The following is a 20,344-nucleotide window of genomic DNA, read 5'->3' as shown; positions in this document are numbered from 1 at the left end:
GTAAAACCTCACATAACGTGAGATTCAACCCCATTTTTCTCGAAAAGGAGGAATTTAAATGTTAACGATTGGAGAAGTATCTAAGCGAACTAGTCTAAGTATTCGTTCTTTACGCTATTATGATGAAATTGGATTACTAAAACCGTCTTCTTTTACAGAAGGGAAGCATAGACTCTACTCCAAGCAAGATTTAATCAAATTGCAGCAAATTATTTTTCTCAAAGACCTCGGTTTACCATTAAAAACCATTTCGTGCCTTTTAACGCAATCCAATCATGAATGGATACAATTACTTAACCAGCAAGCTAAATATCTCCAACAAGAAAAAAAGCGCATTGAGCAAATGGAGCTGGGAATCCAAGCCGTTATTCGATCTTACGAAGTAGAAAAAACCATCGATTGGGATATATTATTCGAGTTATATGACCATTCGCGGGAAGCTAAGGAAAATCAATTAGCTTCCCTTACACGACTCGAACAAGAAGTACTTAAGAGAGGTCCTAAATTGGAAGCAGATGATCCAAATACAGAAGAATGGAGAGAGCTTTTGAGAAAGTTAAATGATCTTCAACATTTACCTCCTGAATCAGATGAAATCCAGCAGATTATCGAACAAATTAGTAAGAAATCAGAAGAATTGTATCAAGGTGATGAAGCATTAATGAAAAAAGCATGGGAAATGAGGAAAAATCCACATTATAGCTATCGATATTATCCTATTAAAGAGAATATTATCCAGCTATTGGATAAAGCCTTTGAAATTTATGATCAGAATCAACGGCAATCCAGCAGAACTAAAAAACGATCCCCCCTTTAAAAAAATTGGGGGGATCAACAATTTATTCATACTGGATATTCTCTTGGATGAACTTGTACAGAAATCCATTTCACTGTTGTAAATTCATCTAAAGCCCACATTCCACCATAACGACCAAGACCGGATGCTTTTTCTCCCCCAAAGGCAATAATTGGCTCATCATTTACGCTTTGATCATTGACATGAATCATTCCTGTTTCGATTTTCTTAGCCACTTCTACGCCATGTTCTACCGAGCCTGCATATACAGCACCACTTAAACCATAAGGGCTATCATTGGCTACACGGATCGCTTCTTCCTCCCCATCGACTGCAATAACTCCAGCAACTGGACCAAAAATCTCATTTTGTGCGATCGGCATATCATTCGTAACATCTGCAAGGATAAAAGGCTCCATTACATTCCCTTGTACTTTCCCTTCTAAAACCACTTTGGCTCCTTGCCTTACACTTTTATCGATCAAATCCAAAATTCGATCGACTTGCTTTCGATTAATTAGAGGTCCGACAAAAGTATCTGGATTGGATGGATCTCCTGCTTTAATTTTGGAAACTCTCTCTTTAAATCGCTCTAAAAATTCATCGTATCGGTTACGATCAACGATAATTCGGTTAATGGCCATACAGATTTGACCTTGATGCATAAACTTACCAAAAGCGGCAGAATGAGCTGCTTTTTCAATATCTGCATCCTGCAAAACAATTAAAGCATTATTTCCACCCAGTTCTAAAGCGACTCGTTTTAAATTTTTACCACATAATTCACCAATATGACGTCCAACCTCAGTTGAACCTGTGAAAGAAATAATCCGTGGAATAGGATGCTCGACAAAAGCGTCACCGATTTCTTTGGTATCCACCACCGTTACATTGAATAATCCTTTGGGGATTCCTGCATCGTCAAATAGTTTCGCTATCGCCAAACCACCTGTAATCATCGTTTGCCGATCAGGCTTAAGTACTACACCATTTCCTGTTGCAAGTGCTGGAGCTACTGAACGCATCGATAAATAAAAAGGAAAGTTAAAAGGACTAATCACTCCAACTACACCAGCAGGATAACGATAAATTCGATTTTCTTTTCCAGGTACAAGCGATGGAAGAATCATTCCTTGCATGCGAATAGGAAAAGAGGCTGCCTCTTTAATAATTGCTATCGCAAAATCAATCTCTGTATTCGCTTTGATTCGAGTACTTCCTGATTCCGCTACGAGTAATTCGACCATTTCCTCTCTTCTTGCGGCTAGTAGCTCAGCTGCCTTTTCCATAATAGCTGATCTTTTATAGGGATTTACTTTTTCCCATTCCCTTTGCGCAGCTTGGGATGATTCATATGCTTGATCAACATCATCCATGTTTGCGAGTGGTATTTCTACAAGGACTTCATCATTATACGGATTCTTATTGATGTAATTCTTTTGACTTAATCCAATTTTCCATTGTCCACCAATCCATTGTTTATTCCATTGTTGAAACTTTGCCATCACCAAATAACCACCTTTACCCATTAAAAAAGAGGGATGAAATTCCCTCATAGTATTTACCTAAATCATTATTCTTATTTGAGTCTCCCTTCTTAATTATAGAAACCGGCTAAACCGAAAAATATCTCCCTTTGTTCCCTATTTCTAGTTAATCGACACTACTGCCTGGATCTGTTCGCATTTATATTAAGAAAGCCTATTCTCCTTATCTGATAGAGAATAGGCCTATGTATTCAAATTATTTAGATTTATCCACTTCCGCTGGTAGTTCAATTTTTCCTTCAAAAGGACCTTTTACCTTCATATCTAATTTCAAGTTAATCTTAAGTGGTGATTTTTTTGAAGGGATTGTCATACTATATTCGATCCATTGTTTTTCATACTGAAATGTTTTTGCATTAACCCAGATTTTTTGCTGGTATTGATCGAATTGTAGTTGATCTACCTGGAATTCTCCATTTTGATTATTCTTCGCTAATGATTCCTTCAATGCTTCTTTCACTTCTTCGATCAGCATTGATTTAAACTGTTGATTTTCAATGGCTGATTTGGTGATCTCTACAACATAGAGATCGCCTTCCTTGGTTACTCTAGTACCATCTTGTCCATTTCCACCCAAAGCATCAATAGCTTTTTGTGCTTTCTTTAGTTGTTCAGCTGGATTATCTGCCTGTTCTTTTTTTGATTCAGGACCTTTGATCCATTTTTGTCCTAGCTTGATATAGCTTTTTCCATTTACCATAATCATTTCCACAGGTGTTTGTGCCCCATCTGCGGTAGTGGTACCTTTCATATGCATTGCGAGAGGTTGGTTAGTAATTTTGACTTCCATGTTAGTGGCAACTTTCTTGTCAACTTTTCCATCGTTAATCTGTTGTTCTTGCTTACTTTCGGCAATAAATCCTTTCTCTTTGTTCATCGCTTCTGCTGCTTTTTTTAACACTTCACTCGCCGATAAATTTTGTTCATTGGTGCTTGTCTTCGGTTGGTCAGCATTTGTCGGTTTTGATTGATTGTTACAACCGACAAAGAGAAAAGCACTAAGTAAAACCGACATGATGAGACTCAATTTTCTCATTGTTTCACCCCTATGTAATATTATGATAAGTCAAACTATACCAGATTCTAACATATATGTCTATAATATTGTTAGATATCGCCAATTATATGGAAAATCACGGTCGTATCGTTTTTCATCCTATTGAATAGACTGGGGGCATCGCCACATGATTGATGATGTCTGCGGGAGATGGCGCCAACAGAATATTCCATCAGATGGAACGCTAGGAGCCCATCTGATTCCATAATCTTCCCTAGAGTCAAAGCATGATAGAAATACCTAAGACTTTATCACTTGTCGACGGGGCATGAGGTCGACCTAGTCGAAAAATGCCTCTTTTCCTACCTATTTTTAGTTAATCCATACTCATGAAAAAAGTCACCCTAATATCAGGAATGTCGTATTATACAAAATTTTTTTCGTCTTTTCTTTTCCATTTTAGTAGTTGATCATGATATGCTAAAAAATATAAAAATATACCAAATCACAAATTAAAAACTTTCACTTGGCAATTATTGATTAATCGTGTATAATTTACTTAATAAAATACATACGCAATAATGGAGGAGCCTGTCATCTATGGGCTCCTTCTATCTTTTTTTAGACAAGGATACGAGAAGGAGCCATGGGTAAAGGCTCCTTCTTTGCGTACATAGAAAGGGATGAGGGAATTTGAACTCTGTATTTATCGCTGTAAGTATCTTTTTAGTTACCTATGCGCTCATTATTTCCGAAAAAGTGAATCGTGCTGTCATTGCTATTTTCGGAGCATCCTTGATGGTCATCCTGGGGATTTTAGATATTCATAAGGTCTTTTCGCAATATATTGAGTGGAATACAATAACCTTACTGATTGGAATGATGCTCCTTGTTACCATTACTAATCAAACGGGAGTTTTCCAATGGGTCGCTTTAAAAGCAGCGAAAAGTGTAAAAGGAGATCCCATTCGTTTATTAATGATCTTATCTATTTTAACTGCAGTAGGTTCTGCATTTTTAGATAATGTAACCACCGTATTATTAATGGTACCTGTTACCTTTTCTGTTACCAAAATCCTTCATCTTAATCCTGTTCCTTATCTTATATCCGAAGTTATCTTCTCAAATGTCGGAGGAACAGCTACATTAATCGGAGACCCTCCGAATATCATGATCGGCTCCGCCAATAAGCATTTAACATTTAATGAATTCCTCATTAATTTAGCACCCGTTACTTTTGTCATTATGCTGGTCACATTAGTTATGATCTATTTCATATATCGTAAAGATTTATCTGTAAAAAAAGATGCGATTCAAGGTTTAATGGAGCTCGACGAGTCTGAAACGATTAAAGATCCCAAATTAATGAAGAAATCATTATTCATCCTTGGTTTAACCATATTAGGTTTTGCGCTTCATTCTGTACTTCACTTGGAAGCCTCAGTTATCGCTATTTTTGGGGCTACACTCCTGATGCTGATTGGTTTAAAAGAGTCTGATATAGAAGAAGCTTTTGCTTCTGTAGAATGGGGAACCATTTTCTTCTTTGCTGGACTCTTCTCTCTAGTTGGAGGATTACAAGAAGTGGGGGTTATTAAATATCTCGCTCAACAAATGTTAGATTTCACAAATGGTGATGCCTCATTAACTGCTATTTTGATACTTTGGGGTTCGGGGATCGCTTCAGCTACGATTGATAATATCCCATTTGTCGCAACCATGATCCCTTTGATTAAAGAAATGGCTACTGGGCTAGGTCTCGCTTTAAACACTCCTGAAATCAATACGTTATGGTGGTCCTTAGCACTTGGAGCTTGTTTAGGAGGGAATGGGACGCTACTAGGTGCTTCTGCTAACGTAATCGTTGCTGGTTTGGCATCACGGGAAGGTAAAGGATTTAGTTATATGCAATTCCTAAAAATCGGAGCTCCAATTACTCTAGTTTCAATTGCGATTGCCCATCTTTATATTTATCTTAGATATCTAATTCATCTTCCCTAAAACTGCATGACTCTTCCTGTGATATGAGTATAAAACAAATATCACAGTTTGAATTTCTGAGTGACCTCTGCACTACTAAGCTGGAAAACTTTATGCTGAAAGAGGAAGATGAAATGAAAAAGAAAAAAAAGGGAAAGCTTGTGATACTCTTTTTAGCTTCATTATCAGTTTTTGCAGCGATAGGCATACAAGGTAATTCAGGTAAAAAAACAGACAAACAAAAAGAAGCAGAAGAAAAACCGAAACCGACAACGATTACGAATACCAATGATCAAGAGGATAAAGTGAATAAAGTAAGAAAAAGTAATAATCAAGTGAAAAATCCTCCTAAAGTAACTGAGGGAAAAAAACTTCATATTCCTAGCCCATCTAACTCCAAAAGTTCTACTGGAGGATAGGGATAAAACTAACCATCCAAAATATGTGGATGGTTGGTTTTACTATAACGATGAAAAATCCTAATACCTTTTTATGTAACGTAGACGAAAGCTTAATCCAAACTAAAACGGGTCGTGTATTTGGTTAGTAACCCAAAGCTATATCTGAAATCGATTGATAAATCATGTATAATAGAAACAGCTTTGATAAAAGGATGATTTCTATGGATAAACAAGTAATCGAAATCAATGAAACTCCCCTACTCTGGGGAGATAAACGTTATCATACATGGAACTCTCATTTACGTCAGCTTTATGGGCAAAAGATATTTAAAGTAGCATTGGATGGAGGCTTTACCTGCCCTAACCGTGACGGAAAAGTAGCAATTGGTGGCTGTACTTTTTGTAGTGCTCGGGGATCTGGAGATTTTGCTGGAAATCGCCGTGATGATTTAATTAAACAGTTTAATGATGTAAAAGAGCGTATGCATCAAAAATGGCCAGATGCCAAATATATTGGTTACTTTCAAGCATTTAGTAACACTTACGCTCCAGTGGCAGAACTCCGGGAGATGTATGAAGTCATTTTGGAACAAGAAGGAGTGGTTGGTCTATCCATTGCGACTCGCCCCGACTGTTTGCCCGATGATGTCGTTGAGTATCTCGCCGAGCTAAATCAGCGTACCTATCTATGGGTAGAGCTAGGTCTTCAAACCATGCATGATCAAACAGGTGAGTTAATTAATCGTGGACACGACTTTGCTTGTTTTGTCGAAGCGGTCGAAAAGCTTCGACAGCATGGTATTCGTACTTGTGCCCATATTATCCATGGGCTACCTGGAGAAACTGAAGAGATGATGTTACAAACTGTGGAAGCTTGTGCCAATATGGACATTCAAGGAATCAAAATTCATCTTCTTCATTTATTGAAGAATACCCCGATGGTTAAACAGTATGAAGCAGGGCTTTTACAGTTTTTAGATAAAGAATCCTATGTCCGTTTGGTTGTTGATTCACTCGAGATGTTACCACCCGATATCGTTATTCATCGAATTACTGGTGATGGACCTCCAGATTTATTGATCGGACCTATGTGGAGCCGAAAAAAATGGGAAGTTCTCAATGCGATTGATGATGAACTCCAAAAACGTAACACGTGGCAAGGTAAAAAAGCAAAACCTCGCCAACCATGGACACTACTAAAATAAAAGGAAGATCATATGCATATTCCTTCCACTCTAAGCAGCGCTCGGAAATTCCTTTCTTCCCATTTGACAAAGGCTTCTTCAACGGTTGAAACTTGTGTAGTCATCGATGCAACAATCGGCAATGGGCATGATACCTTATTCTTAGCCGAACAGGTGCAACCAAATGGGAAAGTATATGGTTTTGACATACAAAACGACGCGATCACAGCGACAAGATCACGACTACAAGCGGCTAACCTCTTGCCGATCGTAGAGTTGTACAGGCTAAGTCATGATCGCTTTGATGAGGTATTGCCTAAGGTACATCTCGGACATATACAAGCGGTTATGTTTAATTTAGGCTATTTACCTCACGGTGACCCGTCGATTATCACTCAACCATCTACCACCATCGCTGCTTTATCTAAGATGACCCATTGGCTGGCTTCAGGGGGAATCATTACCCTCGCTCTTTATACAGGGCATCCTGGGGGACAAGAAGAAGCAGCTAGTGTAATCAAATGGGCTACTTCTCTTCCAGCGAAGTCATTTCAAGTAATGTGGCAGCAAATATTAAACAGAAACCACGCTCCTTCATTGGTAGTGATTGAAAAAAAATAGAAGCCTTGCAGGCATAACACTTCAGATTAGAAGTAACTCAGTCACTTATTTGCTGAAAGTAATCAGTCCATAGAACTTCTAAGATCACCTTCTTAGAAGTTCTTTTTATGAAAAGAAAAGATATATTTCTAACGTATTAATAAATAATCATTTATAATAGAATTAAAGTCATTCAGTCAGCGAGAGGTGGAATCAGCATGGGATTCTTTTTCTGGAAAAATAACAAAAAGAAGAAGATCGCTCGTATTTCTTATGAACAACCCTTTTTAGGAATTCAACCTCATCATGAAACGTTTATCCAAGAGATACATTCACTCATCCAACACTTAGAGAATTCTCTTCCCCATTCATATATAGAAGCAGTAAAAGGTAGAGTAATGGGGAAATATAAATTAGATGAGAATACTTGGAAAAGTCGCTGGTTTGAATGGCAACGCTATTTGATTATGGTGGCGATTCTCAAAAAAGTATCCATGTATAGTAACGAAGTCGATGAAATCTGGCATGAAATGTTAATGTTCACTAGAGAATATGACGAATTTTGTGATAATTTTTTGAAAACCAAATTACACCATATTCCTCATGCTCCCGGCTATAAACCTGCACCTGAGGACCGAGCATGGTTTGATACTGTCTATTTTATCTTATTCCGACCAACTAAATATAGCTTTACATTGTGGGGGCCATTTTTAAGAAATCCGTTATCATCACAAATAGCAGAAGACTTCCGCAGTTTATCAGAGGAAGAGCTAACTCAAAAGTACTTTAATGCCTATACTGCTCAACACGTCTCTAGTGTTTCTTATCTTATCTCATTTATCATCCAATATATAAAATCTGAAATTCAAAGTTTGGATCATCATGTACAATTACATGGAACAACGGTAAAAAGCTATAAAAAGACCTATATACCCAACTCAAAATCAAATACAAAGTCACTCGCCTTACTTTCTGGAATGTTTTATTTATCAATTTTCCATCCAATACACTTTACGAATGAATTAAAGTTACTGCATATTCATATCGAACAAGCTTTTAAGCAAAAAGATTCATCATCATTGATCGGCTATAGTGGTGACGCTGGTAGTAACATGAGTATTGACTGTGGAAGCGACGGTGGCTGTAGCAGTGATGGTGGTAGTGGCGATGGCGGTAGTGGCGATGGCGGTGGTGGCTGTGGAGGCGGCTGCGGTGGTGGTGGTTGCGGTGGTGGTTCATAGACGACAAAAAAAGGTTGGCATTGATATGCCAGCCTTTTATTATCGAAAGATAGAGCTATCCAAACTTGCTTAAAGCTTCACAATCAGCAAAAGCAAAAAGGTACTTCAACCTTTACTCTTGGTTATTTAGCTTTTCGCATCTATATCAATCGTCAGTGCATCTTTGATCAGACTTAACGATTTCTTTTCTGTTTGGCAGCAAGGGCACTCAATCTTTCCTCACTACTCTTTAACCATTTTTTCATCATATCTTCAAAATCAGTAGGAGCTCCTCTTCGTCCACCTCGACGATCTCCGCCTTTACGCTCACGAGGAGGTCGATCTTCACTAAGTGCTTTCATCGATAAAGAGATTTTACCATTTTCATCAATGGAAAGTACTTTTACTTTAACCTTTGCACCTACTTGAACCACATCTTCTACTTTCTCTACATATTTCGCGGAAAGTTGAGAAATGTGAACTAATCCGGTTTCTCCCGACTCTAATTTCACAAATGCACCAAAGGGCTTCGTCGAGATGACTTCTCCTGTAATAATGGCCCCTTCTTTTAACTGACTCATTCTAACACTCCCGAAATGGTATTCATTCTGTAAGATGGTATCATTTATTTTTTATTATGTCAATGAATAAAAGGTCAAATCCTCTATTTAGCAATATGTTTTTTCCATCAAAATAATCATGTAGAGAATATCTCTAAATTATCCTCTTTCACCTTTTAGTATGGCAAAAACTCTTTCTTACTGTAACGTTTTCCTCGACTATAACATTTTTTTATAAGAAATAGTTCACCCATCCTCTTAAATATGTTATATTATTTACCGAATGAAACATACATTTAAGATCGCTCGGACGAATTTGAATAACATGTTTAAGGATGGTTGAGAAAATGAGTATAATCCTCACCGAACAAACACCTTTGCTCCAATTCGAAGGAAAAGTTCATGCAAATCTAAGTGTAACTGAACTAATAGAGAAAGCATTACAAAGAAATGAAGCAACTTTAGCATATAATGGAGCTCTTCGTGCAACAACTGGTAAATTTACAGGTCGTTCTCCTAAAGATAAATTTATTGTAAAAGATCATTCGGTCGAAGCTACAGTTGATTGGGGTAGTGTAAACCAACCGATCGAACCGGCTGTTTTTGAAAAAATTTATCAACGCTTGCTGGCGTATTTACGAGACAAAGAACTTTTTATCTTTGATGGTTTTGCTGGTGCTGATCAGACTTATCGTCTGCCTATTCGTGTAATTAATGAATACGCGTGGCAGAATCTATTTGTTCATCAACTTTTTATCCGACCAACTAAAGAAGAATTAGTTAATCATACCCCAGAATTCACCGTGATCTGTGTACCCAATTTTAAAATTAATCCTGAAGAAGATGGAACACGCTCAGAAACATTAATTGCTGTAAGCTTTACGCATAAGGTGGTCGTTATTGCTGGTACACACTATGCAGGAGAAATGAAAAAGTCCATCTTTAGCGTTATGAACTACCTCTTACCTGAGAAAGATGTCTTACCCATGCACTGTTCTGCTAATGTTGGAGAACAAGGGGATGTTGCTTTATTCTTCGGTTTATCAGGAACTGGTAAGACAACGTTGTCTGCTGATCCTCACCGTCGCCTGATCGGAGATGATGAACATGGCTGGTCTGATCAAGGGATCTTTAATTTTGAAGGTGGATGCTATGCAAAATGTATCGGACTAAGCCAAGAAAAAGAGCCTCAGATTTGGGGAGCCATTCGATTTGGTTCTGTGCTTGAAAACGTAGTTCTAAACGAGGATAGACAACCAAACTACGATGATAGTTCATGGACCGAAAACACTCGTGCAGCATATCCAATTGATTATATTCCAGGCGCAGTCATTCCTGGAACGGCAGGTCATCCAAATGTCATCTTATTTTTAACGGCTGATGCTTTTGGTGTACTGCCACCAATCTCTCGCTTAACTCCAGAACAAGCGATGTACCATTTCTTATCCGGTTATACTAGTAAATTAGCGGGCACAGAGCGTGGTATTACCGAACCAGAAGCTACTTTCTCTACTTGTTTTGGTGCGCCATTCTTACCACGCCCTGCCAATGTTTATGCTGAAATGCTGGGAGAAAAAATCGCTAAACATGACGTTGCTGTTTATCTCGTGAATACGGGTTGGACTGGTGGTCCGTATGGGGTAGGAAAACGTATCCATTTAGGTTATACACGGGCAATGGTTCGTGCTGCTATCGAAGGAAAATTGAAAGAAGTAGATTATACAACGGATCCAATCTTCGGCTTGCATATACCCGTCACATGTCCGGAGGTTCCATCGGATATACTCAATCCACGCAACACTTGGACTAATCAAGATGCCTATGATCAAAAAGCACAAGAGTTGGCACAGCTTTTCCATAAAAACTTTAGTAAATTTAGTGGTGTATCGGAAGCAATTCAGATGGCAGGTCCTAAAAAATAAAATATCATTTTACAAAAAAGGTCTTGGAGTTTTGCTTCAAGACCTTTTTTGTAAGACCTTAATTCCTGTTGATTTGCATCATATTGGAATAGACTAAAGGCATATTTCATAAATCTGTTTATATCTGTAAAGCTGATACAACTTGGACTGGTGTACTTGCTATCTTTAACTGCTCTCTTACTTTTTGATCCATTAATTTCTCCTTTAATGAAGAGTAAAGTACAGTCTCCTCCCCTTTTAATGCTGCGATTAAAAATACATAAGATACCGGATTTCCATCATCCCAATAGATCGGCTTAATCAAACGAGCAACAGCTATTGCAGAACGATTAACATCTTTAGAAGTACCATAGGGAATAGCTATTTCTGAACCCATCGATGTCGTTCCATTTCTCTCTCGCTCAAATACGTTATATAGAAAATCTTCATTTCTTGCCATTATCCCCTTTGCTTCCATTAATTCTGCTAATCGATCAATCACTTCTTCTCTCATCTCGACCTGTATATCTAGTTGAATGAGCTCTTCAGATAAGTATTCTTGAATCATAAAAAAACCTCCGCTCCAATTTTTGTCCATAGTTTTCCATTCCAACCATCCTATCATACATAAGCCCATTAAAAAAACCAGCTTACCTAAAAGCTGGCTTTTTCGCTGGTTCTATTTATCTACTACTCTCTTTATTTTCCTCTAGTTTCCGTAGACGAAGGCTAAGCACTCGCAAACGGTTTTTTAAATCTTCTTCCCATTCTGAGTCTGATAGTAGCTTAGCAACACTTAATAAGTCGAGTGAATGATCAATCTGCTCACGAAGCACGTGATCTATATCATCTTCTTGAAAACTTACACAAATTTCTTTCCATTCAATAAGCATTTCGGGGTTAATCGATTCGCGGAGGGTTATTTCTTTGACTTGGTCTTCTTTAGCATACTCCACCACCAAGTCAAATTCCTCTTTTATAGCTGGATGCACTACCACATTTTGGCAAACCGGGCAACAAAGCAACGGAACATGATGAACTTTTACATGCTGATGACTTAATGTACCTACCATACCGATCATACTAGCTCCACAGCAGAAACTCATAGCGTTTCCCCTCCCCTTCCCCTGATCCAAAACAAACATCCGATAGAGTTTTTAAAAACTGATTTAGTTAGTATTGTTTATTTACCACTCAATCCGTTCATTTAAACCTCAAAACAAAGAAATCCTCTGAAATCCAATTATTGGATTTCAGAGGATTTCACTAAGCCCCTTTTGCAGCTTAACCCTTTAGTCTTGTTCAATCTCTTTGCTATATCCTTCTGCAGTCAGAAGTTTTTCTAACTCTGATGCATCAGCCATTTCGACTACAATCATCCAACCGTCTTCATAAGGAGAGTTGTTCACATTTTCCGGAGACTCTTCTAAATCACCATTCACTTCAATCACTTTTCCACTGACTGGTGCATAAAGTTCTGAGACTGTTTTAACAGATTCTACACTACCAAATGGTTCACCAACAGCGATCTCTGCTCCAACTTCTGGGAGCTCAACAAAAACAATGTCCCCCAGCTCTGATTGAGCAAAATCGGTAATTCCGATTCTTACTTGGTTGCCCTCTGTTTTTACCCATTCGTGCTCTTTGGAATACTTCAGCTCTTGTGGTAAATTCATCTTATTCCCTCCAACTAAGCTTGACGAATTTCATTCATAACTCTCTCTAAAGGTGTTTTTAGCATAGATAATGCTTTTTCTCCTGCTGAACGATGTCTGAGTTTTCCTTCTGGATCAAATAGATAAAAAGCAGGAACATACTCGTTTTCAAAAGCATCCACTACACTATGTGTATTATCAATGCCTTGTGGATGTTTCAGTTCATATTTTTCAATGGTTTCTTTGACTGGCTCGATCTCTAAATCTTTTTCAGAACGAGGCATATGAATTCCTACAACAGCTAGTTCTGGATATTCTTCTTTGATTTTATTCACATCAGGTAAACTAACTTTACACATATGACAGCTAATGGACCAAAAATGAACAAGAACAGGCTTTCCTTTTAGATCCTCATTACTTACTTCACTATTTACCCATTCTGTAATTCCTTTGATCTCAGGCATCTCTGTACGTAAACGTAATGGCATGAACCTCAACCTCCTTATTTAAGATCTGGTAAAAAAAGGACCTAACCAAGTAGTTAGGTCCTCCTCTTTGGTTAATTAAACGTGTTTTGCACCTGGTTTCCAGTCAGCTGGGCAACGACCACCGCTTTGGAGAGCTTGGAGAACACGTAAGGTTTCATCTACGCTACGACCTACGTTCAAGTCGGTTACTACTTGGTAGCGGACAATACCTTCTGGATCAATGATGAATAGACCACGGTTAGCAACACCTTTTTCCTCAATAAGTACACCGTAGTCACGGCTTACTTTATGAGCTGGGTCAGCACCTAATGGATAGTTGAGTTCACCCAATCCATTTTCAGAACGTGGGGTGTTAATCCATGCACGATGCACAAATTTGCTATCTGTGCTTACACCGATAATTTCGCAATCGTTTGCTTGGAACTCATGATAGTTATCACTAAGAGCAGTAATCTCTGTTGGACAAACAAAAGTAAAGTCCATTGGATAGAAGAAAAGAACGAGCCATTTTCCTTTATAATCGGAAAGTTTAACATTTTCATCTAGGGTTTCTAGATTTTTAGTACTTTCCATATCAAAATCTGGGGCTGGTTTACCTACAAGACTGGACATGGTCCATTCCTCCTCATGAGATGTTAAGAGATTAGTAAGTATGTGTTGGGATTATGTACCTGTTTACTTTTCCCAAAGTGGGTGGTTTGTAAACAAGTTGCTGAGTTATTGACATGAATAAGATATCACGCCTATAGATTAAAGTCAATTCTAGTTTATACTAAGTATAATTTGAAAATACTTATCACCTATCCTTCTCATAAATGCCTTTAAGCTATTTTTTACGATTCGATTCAATCTCATTCAAGCTTATGTATATTGTTATTCGTTTACAAGAAAAGCTCTACGCATTTTTACTTTAGCGTAGAGCTTTTTCGATAGATTATATTTCATTTTACTGGCTGTTGAGTCCATTACTTCAACCCAAGTTTCTTAATTTACTTATCTACTTTCACTATTTTCTTTTGATAACGTAGAAAGTATAAAATGGATAAGAGCACAAGCCAAGAAACACCAACATACCAGACAAACCGCCATTCAGGCATAAACCATAACGTTATTAAAATACCCAAAACTAAAAGAAGTCCAATCACAGGTAAGAGCGGATACAAAGGTGCCCGATACACTAATTTAGATGAAGCATTCGCTTTGCGAAAGGAAAAATAGGTCACAAAAATGATACTCCAACAGAATAAACCACCAAAAATCACGATTCCAAACAAAATATTATAAGCATCAGGTACAGCTATATTTAGAATAATGGCTAAGAACAATCCGACACATGAAAGTAAAAGAGCATAAACAGGGACTTGTTGTGAATTAAGTCTACCTAAAATGGTAGGTGCATAACCGCCTTTGGAGAGCGAAAATAGCATCCGTGTCGCCCCATAAACTTGTGCATTCATGGCAGAAAGTGCAGCGATCAACACCACGAAATTCATTACATGATCTGCCCCAGGTATGCCCAAGATCGAAAATACTTTTACAAATGGACTTTGTACGATCTCTTTTGCCCCTGATTGACTCCACGGTACAACCGCCAACATAACAATCATAGATAGCACATAAAAAATAATGAGACGAAAAGCGGTCAAACGCATCGTTTTTGGAATTGTATTTGCTGGATCTTTACTTTCACCTGCCGTAACAGCAATTAACTCGGAGCCAAAATAACTAAAACTCGCCATCCCAATCCCAAGCCAAATACCACCCCAACCAAAAGGTAAAAATCCACCATGGCTAACATAGTTCGAAAAACCGACAGGCTTGGTTCCTAGTCCAAATATCATCGCCAACCCTATCATGATAAATCCAATAATAGCAACTACCTTAATGAATGAAAACCAATATTCCAATGTACCAAAGCTATTTACCGAACGTGCATTAAAATAAATAATGACCAAAGAAAATAATATAATCCAAACCCATTTGGGAACCCCTGAAAACCAGAAATTCATATACAAAGCGATGGCCGTTACTTCGCTTCCGATGGCTAGTACATTGATAAGCCAATAACTCCAACGTACTAGATAGCCAGACCAAGCTCCTAAATAATGTTCCGCATGAGTTCCAAAAGAACCAGCTGTTGGATGTTTGACCGTCATTTCTGCTAAACAGATTAGCATAATAAAAGTAAGCAAAGCTGCTACGGCATAACTAAGAATTGCTCCTGGCCCTGCATAACTAATGACAAGACCCGATCCCATAAATAAACCAGTTCCAACCGCAGAGCCAATCGCTACCATCGTTAATTGTTTGGCCGTTAGCTTTCTTTCAAGTACATTTTCTCGCTCAAAGAGCGATACCTGCTGTTTTGCCATTCTAGGTTGTCCTTTCTCTACTACATTTTGCTTTAAGACTATGACGCTTATATGCTGCTCTGTATTAAAGTATTAAAAATAAAATAAAAACGATAACGCATTCAATGTTTAATCGTACTGGTTCCCTTTAATCTCCAATGAGAATTTTTAATGTTTCTTAGAATGAGAAGTAAACATTAGACATAAACAGCAAAACCGTAAGGTAAAGTCTTAAAATATATATTACTATTTTTATATATTATATCTATATAAAATAAAAAATCTATATCTTAAAAATGGTAATCTAAAAAAAACGGAGGTTTTGTTTTAATTGCGTGATTTGTTTTAGTGGAGTATAATAGTTACAATTTTCTATTACATTCAGGTGATATTGACAAATGAATCACGCATCGTTTCCCACCTCATCCTCTCCTAATTCTACTCCATAGAAACTCCTAGGACTTTTGTATCTCTTGGAAAAATCGCAATTATAATTAATCACACAATCGGATGTATAGTAAAAATTGATTAACCTAATCTGAAAGGGTGTCATGTACATGAGCAATTTTAATAACAACTGGGCACATGTCGATCAATACATTACAGACTTACTTGTTCCATCTGACCCTGTACTTGAAGAAACCCTAGAAGCAAACAAAGCTGCTGGCTTACCTGCAATCGATGTGGCTCCTAACCAAGGAAAGCTACTCCATCTACTTGCACAGATAAAAGGAGCACGAAGAATACTGGAAATCGGAACACTAGGTGGTTATAGTACCATCTGGTTTGCTCGTGCATTACCACCTGATGGACACCTGATTAGCTTAGAACTAGACCCTTTTCATGCAGAAATAGCCCAGTCTAATATCGCCCGGGCTAATCTATTAGAAAAGGTAGAAATACGAGTAGGAAATGCTCTTGACTCCTTAGCACAGCTTGCAAAAGAAAAGACTGAGCCTTTTGATATCATATTTATTGACGCTGATAAGCCGAACAATCCTTATTACTTTGAATGGGCTTTAAAATTATCACGTTGTGGTAGCCTAATCATCGCCGATAATGTCGTTCGTAAAGGCTCCGTCATCGATGAATCCTCTACAGACCCCAGCGTTCAAGGAGTCCGACGCTTCATGGAAATGCTTGCTGATGAACCACGAGTAAGTGCTACAGCAATTCAAACTGTCGGTAGCAAAGGGTATGACGGCTTTGCCATCGCCCTTGTCATCGATTAGGATTACCAGAGAAGGTAAATCAGGTTAAAGAATAAAAACATCCCAAACCACTCGAAACTGGAAAGGGATGTTTTTCACGGCTGTTGATTTGTATAATAATAGGTTTTCTGGAGGGCATATTTTCGTCACGTGACTGATGATGTCTTACAAAGATGAGTCCGAGTCCGTTTCCGTTCATTCCGCTAGGTAAGACATTTTAGAAGTTCTTATAGGCTTTAACTTCTTATCCCGTAGAGCGGGGCATGAGGTCGACTTAGTCGAAAAATGCCTCTCCATCTTACCTATTTTTGGTTAATGGACACTACTGGATGTTTTTATAGATATAGTTCGTGATATTTTCCTATATTAGACGTTTATATCATTGCTTTTTTTTCTTAATCCACACCAAGTAGATAATCGAAATTAAAGCAAGCCAACCTGCTCCAGCATACCACGTAAAGCGCCAATTTGGATCAATTCCTAAAGTAACAATCGTTCCTCCAAGTAGAAGTGTTCCCACAATAGGAATCACGGGGTAAAGTGGAGCATGATAACTGAGCTTCTCTTGATTTTGCTTCTTAAACCGGAAGTAAGTCATAAAGATCATAAACCATGATACGAGCGCACCAATTGTAGCTAACCCTATCAAAATGCTATACGCATCGGGTACAGCAACATTTAATACAGTAGCCAATACTAACCCGATACTTGAAATAAGTAGAGCATTGATCGGGACACCTCGTTCACTTAGCTTACCCAATGCTTTGGGAACATAGTTGCCTTTGGCTAATGAGAAAACCATTCGTGTAGAAGCATAAACTTGGGCATTCATTGCTGATAAAGCTGCGACAAGTACCACAAAGTTCATAATATGGTCTGCAAGCGGAATACCTAGAGCCGCGAATACCTTTACAAAAGGACTTTGTGTAATTTCTTGTGAACCAGCTTGATTCCATGGGATGACAGCCACCATAATGGCTAAAGATAACACATAGAAAATAATTAAGCGAAAGGCTGATAAACGCATAGATTTAGGAATGCTTTCACTCGGGTTTTTACTTTCCCCAGCGGTTACTGCGATCATTTCCGAACCAATATAACTAAACATCGCCGTCGTGGTTCCTAACCAGAGACCATACCAGCCATTTGGCATAAATCCACCATGAGCCACATAGTTAGAAAACCCAACCGGTTTTGTCCCTATTCCGAAAAGAACTGCTGCTCCTATAAGAATAAAACCAATAATCGCTGTGATTTTAATAATTGAAAACCAGTATTCCATTGTACCAAAATTCGATACAGAACGTGCATTTAAGAAAATAATAATGATCGAAAAGAGAATAACCCAAACCCATTTAGGTATGGAAGGGAGCCAATAGTGCATATACAAAGCAACTGCTGTTACTTCTCCACCTACTGCAATCACGTTTGCAATCCAATAAGTAGTACGAACCATAAAGCCAGACCAAGGACCTAAATAATACTCAGCATGTGTTCCAAATGAACCTGCTGTCGGATGTTTTACCGTCATTTCTGCTAGGCACATCATCATAAAAAAAGCAATTAAAGCTGCTACGGCATAACTTAAAATTACACTTGGACCTGCATAGCTGATCGATAAACCTGATCCCATAAACAAGCCTGTTCCCACTGCAGTACCAATGACCACCATCGAAAGCTGCTTAGTGCCCAATTTTCGCTCTAAAACATTTTCGCGTTCAAATACACTGTTTTGATTTTGCTCAGAGTTTGCTATCTGTTTTTCTGCCATGTAGTTGCTCCTTCCTCTCCGAAAACTGAGCTTTTCTGTGGCATAAATCTGTAAGCGTTTTCAGTTTATGTTCTCCCCTACTTATATATGGAAACTTGTTTATTTATTATATTAAAAAAAGAAATAGAAATCTACATATAAAATAAAAATAAGAAAGGGAAATACTTGCTAAGGTCATTTTGTTTGGGATCTTATTTAATCAGTTATCTAACTTCATCACCGATTCGATATAAATATAATTTTATTAATAAAAATTAGGATCTAGTTGATTTATAATCATGGCGGTTGATTTATCAAATATAGGTATTTCGTGTTCCTATCGGCTCCCTACGATCATATAATACTGTCCGTTTTAATCATTTCCATCACAGCTCTGATTATTTAGTATTGACCTTTCCGTAACGTTAACCCTTAGAATCTGAATAGTAAGGAAGATATCATCAGTTGAAAGGGGAGTAGTACTTTAACTATGCATATCAAAGAAATCGCAGATAAACTAAAGGTCTCTCCAAGAACCATCCGATTTTATGAAGAGAAAGGTCTTATATCACCCGACAAAAATGACGAAAATCAATATCGTGTTTTTACAGATAAAGAAGCGTGGCGTTTACAAACCATTATCTCGCTGCGTGAAGTAGGTATGTCCATCCAACAAATTGAACAAGTATTAGCAGAAATGGATGAAGGTGATTCCGAAGAAGTATTGTACTATCTTGAACTACAGCGTGCTGTTATCTTTGCAGAACAGGTTCGACTCAAACAAGTTATTAACACATTAGATCATATGATTAATCATTATAAAAGCGAAAGTAGTTGTTCTTGGGAAAGCTTATGGGAACTCGCTGCTCAATGTAAGCGGACGGAACTGGAACGAACGAATTGGATGGATCGATGGAATTTTGATAAACAAGCGGCAAGCTATGATCAACAGGTTCAAACAGTACAAGAATCTTTCCATGTACATAAAGATTATGACAAGGTATTGGATAAAGTGCTTGAATGGATTCGTCCACAAAACCATGAAATTGGATTGGAAATCGGGATTGGTACAGGGAACTTAGCTGGACGCTTTTTGGGACGTGGGATCCAAATCAAAGGGATCGATCAATCCAAAGAAATGCTGAAGCAATGTAAACAAAAGTACCCTGAGATTGAAACAAGGATCGGCAATTTCCTAGCGATTCCCTTTACTGACCACTGTTTCGACTTTATTGTGACTAGCTATGCTTTGCACCACTTAACCCCTGAACAAAAGATCCTTGCTCTTGAAGAAATGCAAAGAGTTCTAAAGCCTGGTGGTAGACTTTGTATTGCTGATTTGATGTTTATAGACGAACAGGAGCGTGCTAGTTACTTAGAACAGTGGAAACAGCGAGGTCGGAAAGATATTATCAAACAAATCGAAGATGAATTCTATGCAGATCGCAGTCAATTACTTGATTGGCTACAAAAAAATGGTGCTCGTACTCAGATCGAACAGATCAATGAAATATTACATCTTGTCTATGCGCAATGGTCATCCAAGAGCTAGTCATAAAAAAGCTCCCGTATCACACGCTAAGTGGTACGGGCATTTGATTATAACTATCTCATTGATGAGTGCTGCTATTTTTTCTTCTCACTTTTTCCTATTATTAGTAGACAGATTCTTAGAGACAATTCTATTCATGAGGGCAATCGAA

At 38.0% G+C, this 20,344-nt stretch carries 19 protein-coding genes; 9 read left to right on the top strand and 10 right to left on the bottom strand.

The annotated features are described in order from the left end of the window. Positions 1-58: 58 nt before the first annotated feature. Positions 59-817: a MerR family transcriptional regulator gene (locus tag DL897_RS15770; RefSeq protein WP_113660087.1), complete on the top strand. Its 759-nt coding sequence runs from the start codon at positions 59-61 to the stop codon at positions 815-817. Positions 818-843: 26 nt separating this feature from the next. Here DL897_RS15770 and DL897_RS15765 read toward each other — a convergent pair whose 3' ends face one another. Both DL897_RS15765 and DL897_RS15760 read right to left on the bottom strand, forming a co-directional pair. Beyond that, on the bottom strand, positions 844-2,301 hold the full coding sequence (locus DL897_RS15765; RefSeq protein ID WP_113660116.1) for an aldehyde dehydrogenase family protein: 1,458 nt from the start codon (positions 2,299-2,301) through the stop codon (positions 844-846). A gap of 238 nt (positions 2,302-2,539) precedes the next feature. Beyond that, positions 2,540-3,379, bottom strand: coding sequence for a DUF6612 family protein (locus DL897_RS15760; protein ID WP_113660086.1), 840 nt, complete (start codon positions 3,377-3,379; stop codon positions 2,540-2,542). Positions 3,380-4,033: 654 nt separating this feature from the next. On the opposite strand from DL897_RS15760, the gene DL897_RS15755 reads away from it, so the two are divergent. The 5 genes from DL897_RS15755 (at position 4,034) to DL897_RS15735 (ending at position 8,746) form a co-directional block, all read left to right on the top strand. Continuing rightward, the gene (locus DL897_RS15755; protein ID WP_113660085.1) at positions 4,034-5,341 is read left to right on the top strand and encodes an ArsB/NhaD family transporter; all 1,308 of its coding nucleotides are present in this window, start codon (positions 4,034-4,036) and stop codon (positions 5,339-5,341) included. Positions 5,342-5,454: 113 nt separating this feature from the next. Continuing rightward, entirely contained in the window at positions 5,455-5,739 is a 285-nt protein-coding gene (locus DL897_RS15750) for a hypothetical protein (protein ID WP_145962236.1), read from the top strand. Positions 5,740-5,942: 203 nt separating this feature from the next. Then, positions 5,943-6,926: a tRNA modification radical SAM protein MnmL/YtqA gene (gene mnmL / locus DL897_RS15745; RefSeq protein WP_113660083.1), complete on the top strand. Its 984-nt coding sequence runs from the start codon at positions 5,943-5,945 to the stop codon at positions 6,924-6,926. Positions 6,927-6,938: 12 nt separating this feature from the next. Then, a complete protein-coding gene (mnmM, locus tag DL897_RS15740; protein ID WP_113660082.1) occupies positions 6,939-7,526 on the top strand; it encodes a tRNA 5-(aminomethyl)-2-thiouridylate-methyltransferase MnmM in 588 nt (195 codons plus the stop codon). Positions 7,527-7,723: 197 nt separating this feature from the next. Then, positions 7,724-8,746, top strand: a complete 1,023-nt coding sequence (locus DL897_RS15735; protein ID WP_113660081.1) for a glycine-rich domain-containing protein — start codon at positions 7,724-7,726, stop codon at positions 8,744-8,746. A gap of 173 nt (positions 8,747-8,919) precedes the next feature. Here DL897_RS15735 and DL897_RS15730 read toward each other — a convergent pair whose 3' ends face one another. Next, complete coding sequence (locus DL897_RS15730; RefSeq protein ID WP_113660080.1) at positions 8,920-9,306, bottom strand: S1 RNA-binding domain-containing protein; 387 nt, start codon at positions 9,304-9,306, stop codon at positions 8,920-8,922. Positions 9,307-9,632: 326 nt separating this feature from the next. Here DL897_RS15730 and pckA point away from each other — a divergent pair, with 326 nt between their 5' ends. Next, positions 9,633-11,207 carry a phosphoenolpyruvate carboxykinase (ATP) gene (gene pckA, locus DL897_RS15725; protein WP_113660079.1) on the top strand — a complete coding sequence of 525 codons (1,575 nt, stop codon included), beginning with the start codon at positions 9,633-9,635 and terminating at the stop codon, positions 11,205-11,207. Positions 11,208-11,325: 118 nt separating this feature from the next. Here pckA and DL897_RS15720 read toward each other — a convergent pair whose 3' ends face one another. The 6 genes from DL897_RS15720 to DL897_RS15695 form a co-directional block, all read right to left on the bottom strand. Beyond that, positions 11,326-11,754, bottom strand: a complete 429-nt coding sequence (locus DL897_RS15720; protein ID WP_168188838.1) for a PTS sugar transporter subunit IIA — start codon at positions 11,752-11,754, stop codon at positions 11,326-11,328. Between the two features lie 115 nt (positions 11,755-11,869). Further along, positions 11,870-12,292: a hypothetical protein gene (locus tag DL897_RS15715; protein ID WP_113660077.1), complete on the bottom strand. Its 423-nt coding sequence runs from the start codon at positions 12,290-12,292 to the stop codon at positions 11,870-11,872. Positions 12,293-12,478: 186 nt separating this feature from the next. Further along, positions 12,479-12,862, bottom strand: coding sequence for a glycine cleavage system protein GcvH (gene gcvH, locus DL897_RS15710; RefSeq protein ID WP_113660076.1), 384 nt, complete (start codon positions 12,860-12,862; stop codon positions 12,479-12,481). Between the two features lie 14 nt (positions 12,863-12,876). Beyond that, a complete protein-coding gene (locus DL897_RS15705; protein WP_113660075.1) occupies positions 12,877-13,329 on the bottom strand; it encodes a redoxin domain-containing protein in 453 nt (150 codons plus the stop codon). Between the two features lie 75 nt (positions 13,330-13,404). After that, on the bottom strand, positions 13,405-13,941 hold the full coding sequence (locus DL897_RS15700; RefSeq protein ID WP_113660074.1) for a peroxiredoxin: 537 nt from the start codon (positions 13,939-13,941) through the stop codon (positions 13,405-13,407). Between the two features lie 377 nt (positions 13,942-14,318). Then, on the bottom strand, positions 14,319-15,701 hold the full coding sequence (locus tag DL897_RS15695) for an amino acid permease (protein WP_113660073.1): 1,383 nt from the start codon (positions 15,699-15,701) through the stop codon (positions 14,319-14,321). Between the two features lie 536 nt (positions 15,702-16,237). Here DL897_RS15695 and DL897_RS15690 point away from each other — a divergent pair. After that, a complete protein-coding gene (locus DL897_RS15690; protein ID WP_113660072.1) occupies positions 16,238-16,912 on the top strand; it encodes an O-methyltransferase in 675 nt (224 codons plus the stop codon). 358 nt (positions 16,913-17,270) lie between these two features. Here DL897_RS15690 and DL897_RS15685 read toward each other — a convergent pair whose 3' ends face one another. Beyond that, positions 17,271-18,662, bottom strand: coding sequence for an amino acid permease (locus DL897_RS15685; protein ID WP_113660071.1), 1,392 nt, complete (start codon positions 18,660-18,662; stop codon positions 17,271-17,273). A gap of 469 nt (positions 18,663-19,131) precedes the next feature. On the opposite strand from DL897_RS15685, the gene DL897_RS15680 reads away from it, so the two are divergent. Then, positions 19,132-20,193, top strand: coding sequence for a MerR family transcriptional regulator (locus DL897_RS15680; RefSeq protein ID WP_113660070.1), 1,062 nt, complete (start codon positions 19,132-19,134; stop codon positions 20,191-20,193). The last annotated feature ends 151 nt before the right edge of the window (positions 20,194-20,344 follow it).

This window comes from Thermoflavimicrobium daqui (genome assembly GCF_003313465.1).
Taxonomy (GTDB): domain Bacteria; phylum Bacillota; class Bacilli; order Thermoactinomycetales; family Thermoactinomycetaceae; genus Thermoflavimicrobium; species Thermoflavimicrobium daqui.
This window is presented reverse-complemented; position numbering and strand designations above follow the sequence as displayed.

Bases quoted from the DNA above. Each gene is read 5' to 3' on its own strand.
- DL897_RS15770 (WP_113660087.1), top strand. From the start codon at position 59: ATGTTAACGATTGGAGAAGTATCTAAGCGAACTAGTCTAAGTATTCGT.
- DL897_RS15765 (WP_113660116.1), bottom strand. From the start codon at position 2,301: ATGGCAAAGTTTCAACAATGGAATAAACAATGGATTGGTGGACAATGG.
- DL897_RS15760 (WP_113660086.1), bottom strand. From the start codon at position 3,379: ATGAGAAAATTGAGTCTCATCATGTCGGTTTTACTTAGTGCTTTTCTC.
- DL897_RS15750 (WP_145962236.1), top strand. From the start codon at position 5,455: ATGAAAAAGAAAAAAAAGGGAAAGCTTGTGATACTCTTTTTAGCTTCA.
- mnmL (WP_113660083.1), top strand. From the start codon at position 5,943: ATGGATAAACAAGTAATCGAAATCAATGAAACTCCCCTACTCTGGGGA.
- mnmM (WP_113660082.1), top strand. From the start codon at position 6,939: ATGCATATTCCTTCCACTCTAAGCAGCGCTCGGAAATTCCTTTCTTCC.
- DL897_RS15735 (WP_113660081.1), top strand. From the start codon at position 7,724: ATGGGATTCTTTTTCTGGAAAAATAACAAAAAGAAGAAGATCGCTCGT.
- DL897_RS15730 (WP_113660080.1), bottom strand. From the start codon at position 9,306: ATGAGTCAGTTAAAAGAAGGGGCCATTATTACAGGAGAAGTCATCTCG.
- pckA (WP_113660079.1), top strand. From the start codon at position 9,633: ATGAGTATAATCCTCACCGAACAAACACCTTTGCTCCAATTCGAAGGA.
- DL897_RS15720 (WP_168188838.1), bottom strand. From the start codon at position 11,754: ATGATTCAAGAATACTTATCTGAAGAGCTCATTCAACTAGATATACAG.
- DL897_RS15715 (WP_113660077.1), bottom strand. From the start codon at position 12,292: ATGAGTTTCTGCTGTGGAGCTAGTATGATCGGTATGGTAGGTACATTA.
- gcvH (WP_113660076.1), bottom strand. From the start codon at position 12,862: ATGAATTTACCACAAGAGCTGAAGTATTCCAAAGAGCACGAATGGGTA.
- DL897_RS15705 (WP_113660075.1), bottom strand. From the start codon at position 13,329: ATGCCATTACGTTTACGTACAGAGATGCCTGAGATCAAAGGAATTACA.
- DL897_RS15700 (WP_113660074.1), bottom strand. From the start codon at position 13,941: ATGTCCAGTCTTGTAGGTAAACCAGCCCCAGATTTTGATATGGAAAGT.
- DL897_RS15695 (WP_113660073.1), bottom strand. From the start codon at position 15,701: ATGGCAAAACAGCAGGTATCGCTCTTTGAGCGAGAAAATGTACTTGAA.
- DL897_RS15690 (WP_113660072.1), top strand. From the start codon at position 16,238: ATGAGCAATTTTAATAACAACTGGGCACATGTCGATCAATACATTACA.
- DL897_RS15685 (WP_113660071.1), bottom strand. From the start codon at position 18,662: ATGGCAGAAAAACAGATAGCAAACTCTGAGCAAAATCAAAACAGTGTA.
- DL897_RS15680 (WP_113660070.1), top strand. From the start codon at position 19,132: ATGCATATCAAAGAAATCGCAGATAAACTAAAGGTCTCTCCAAGAACC.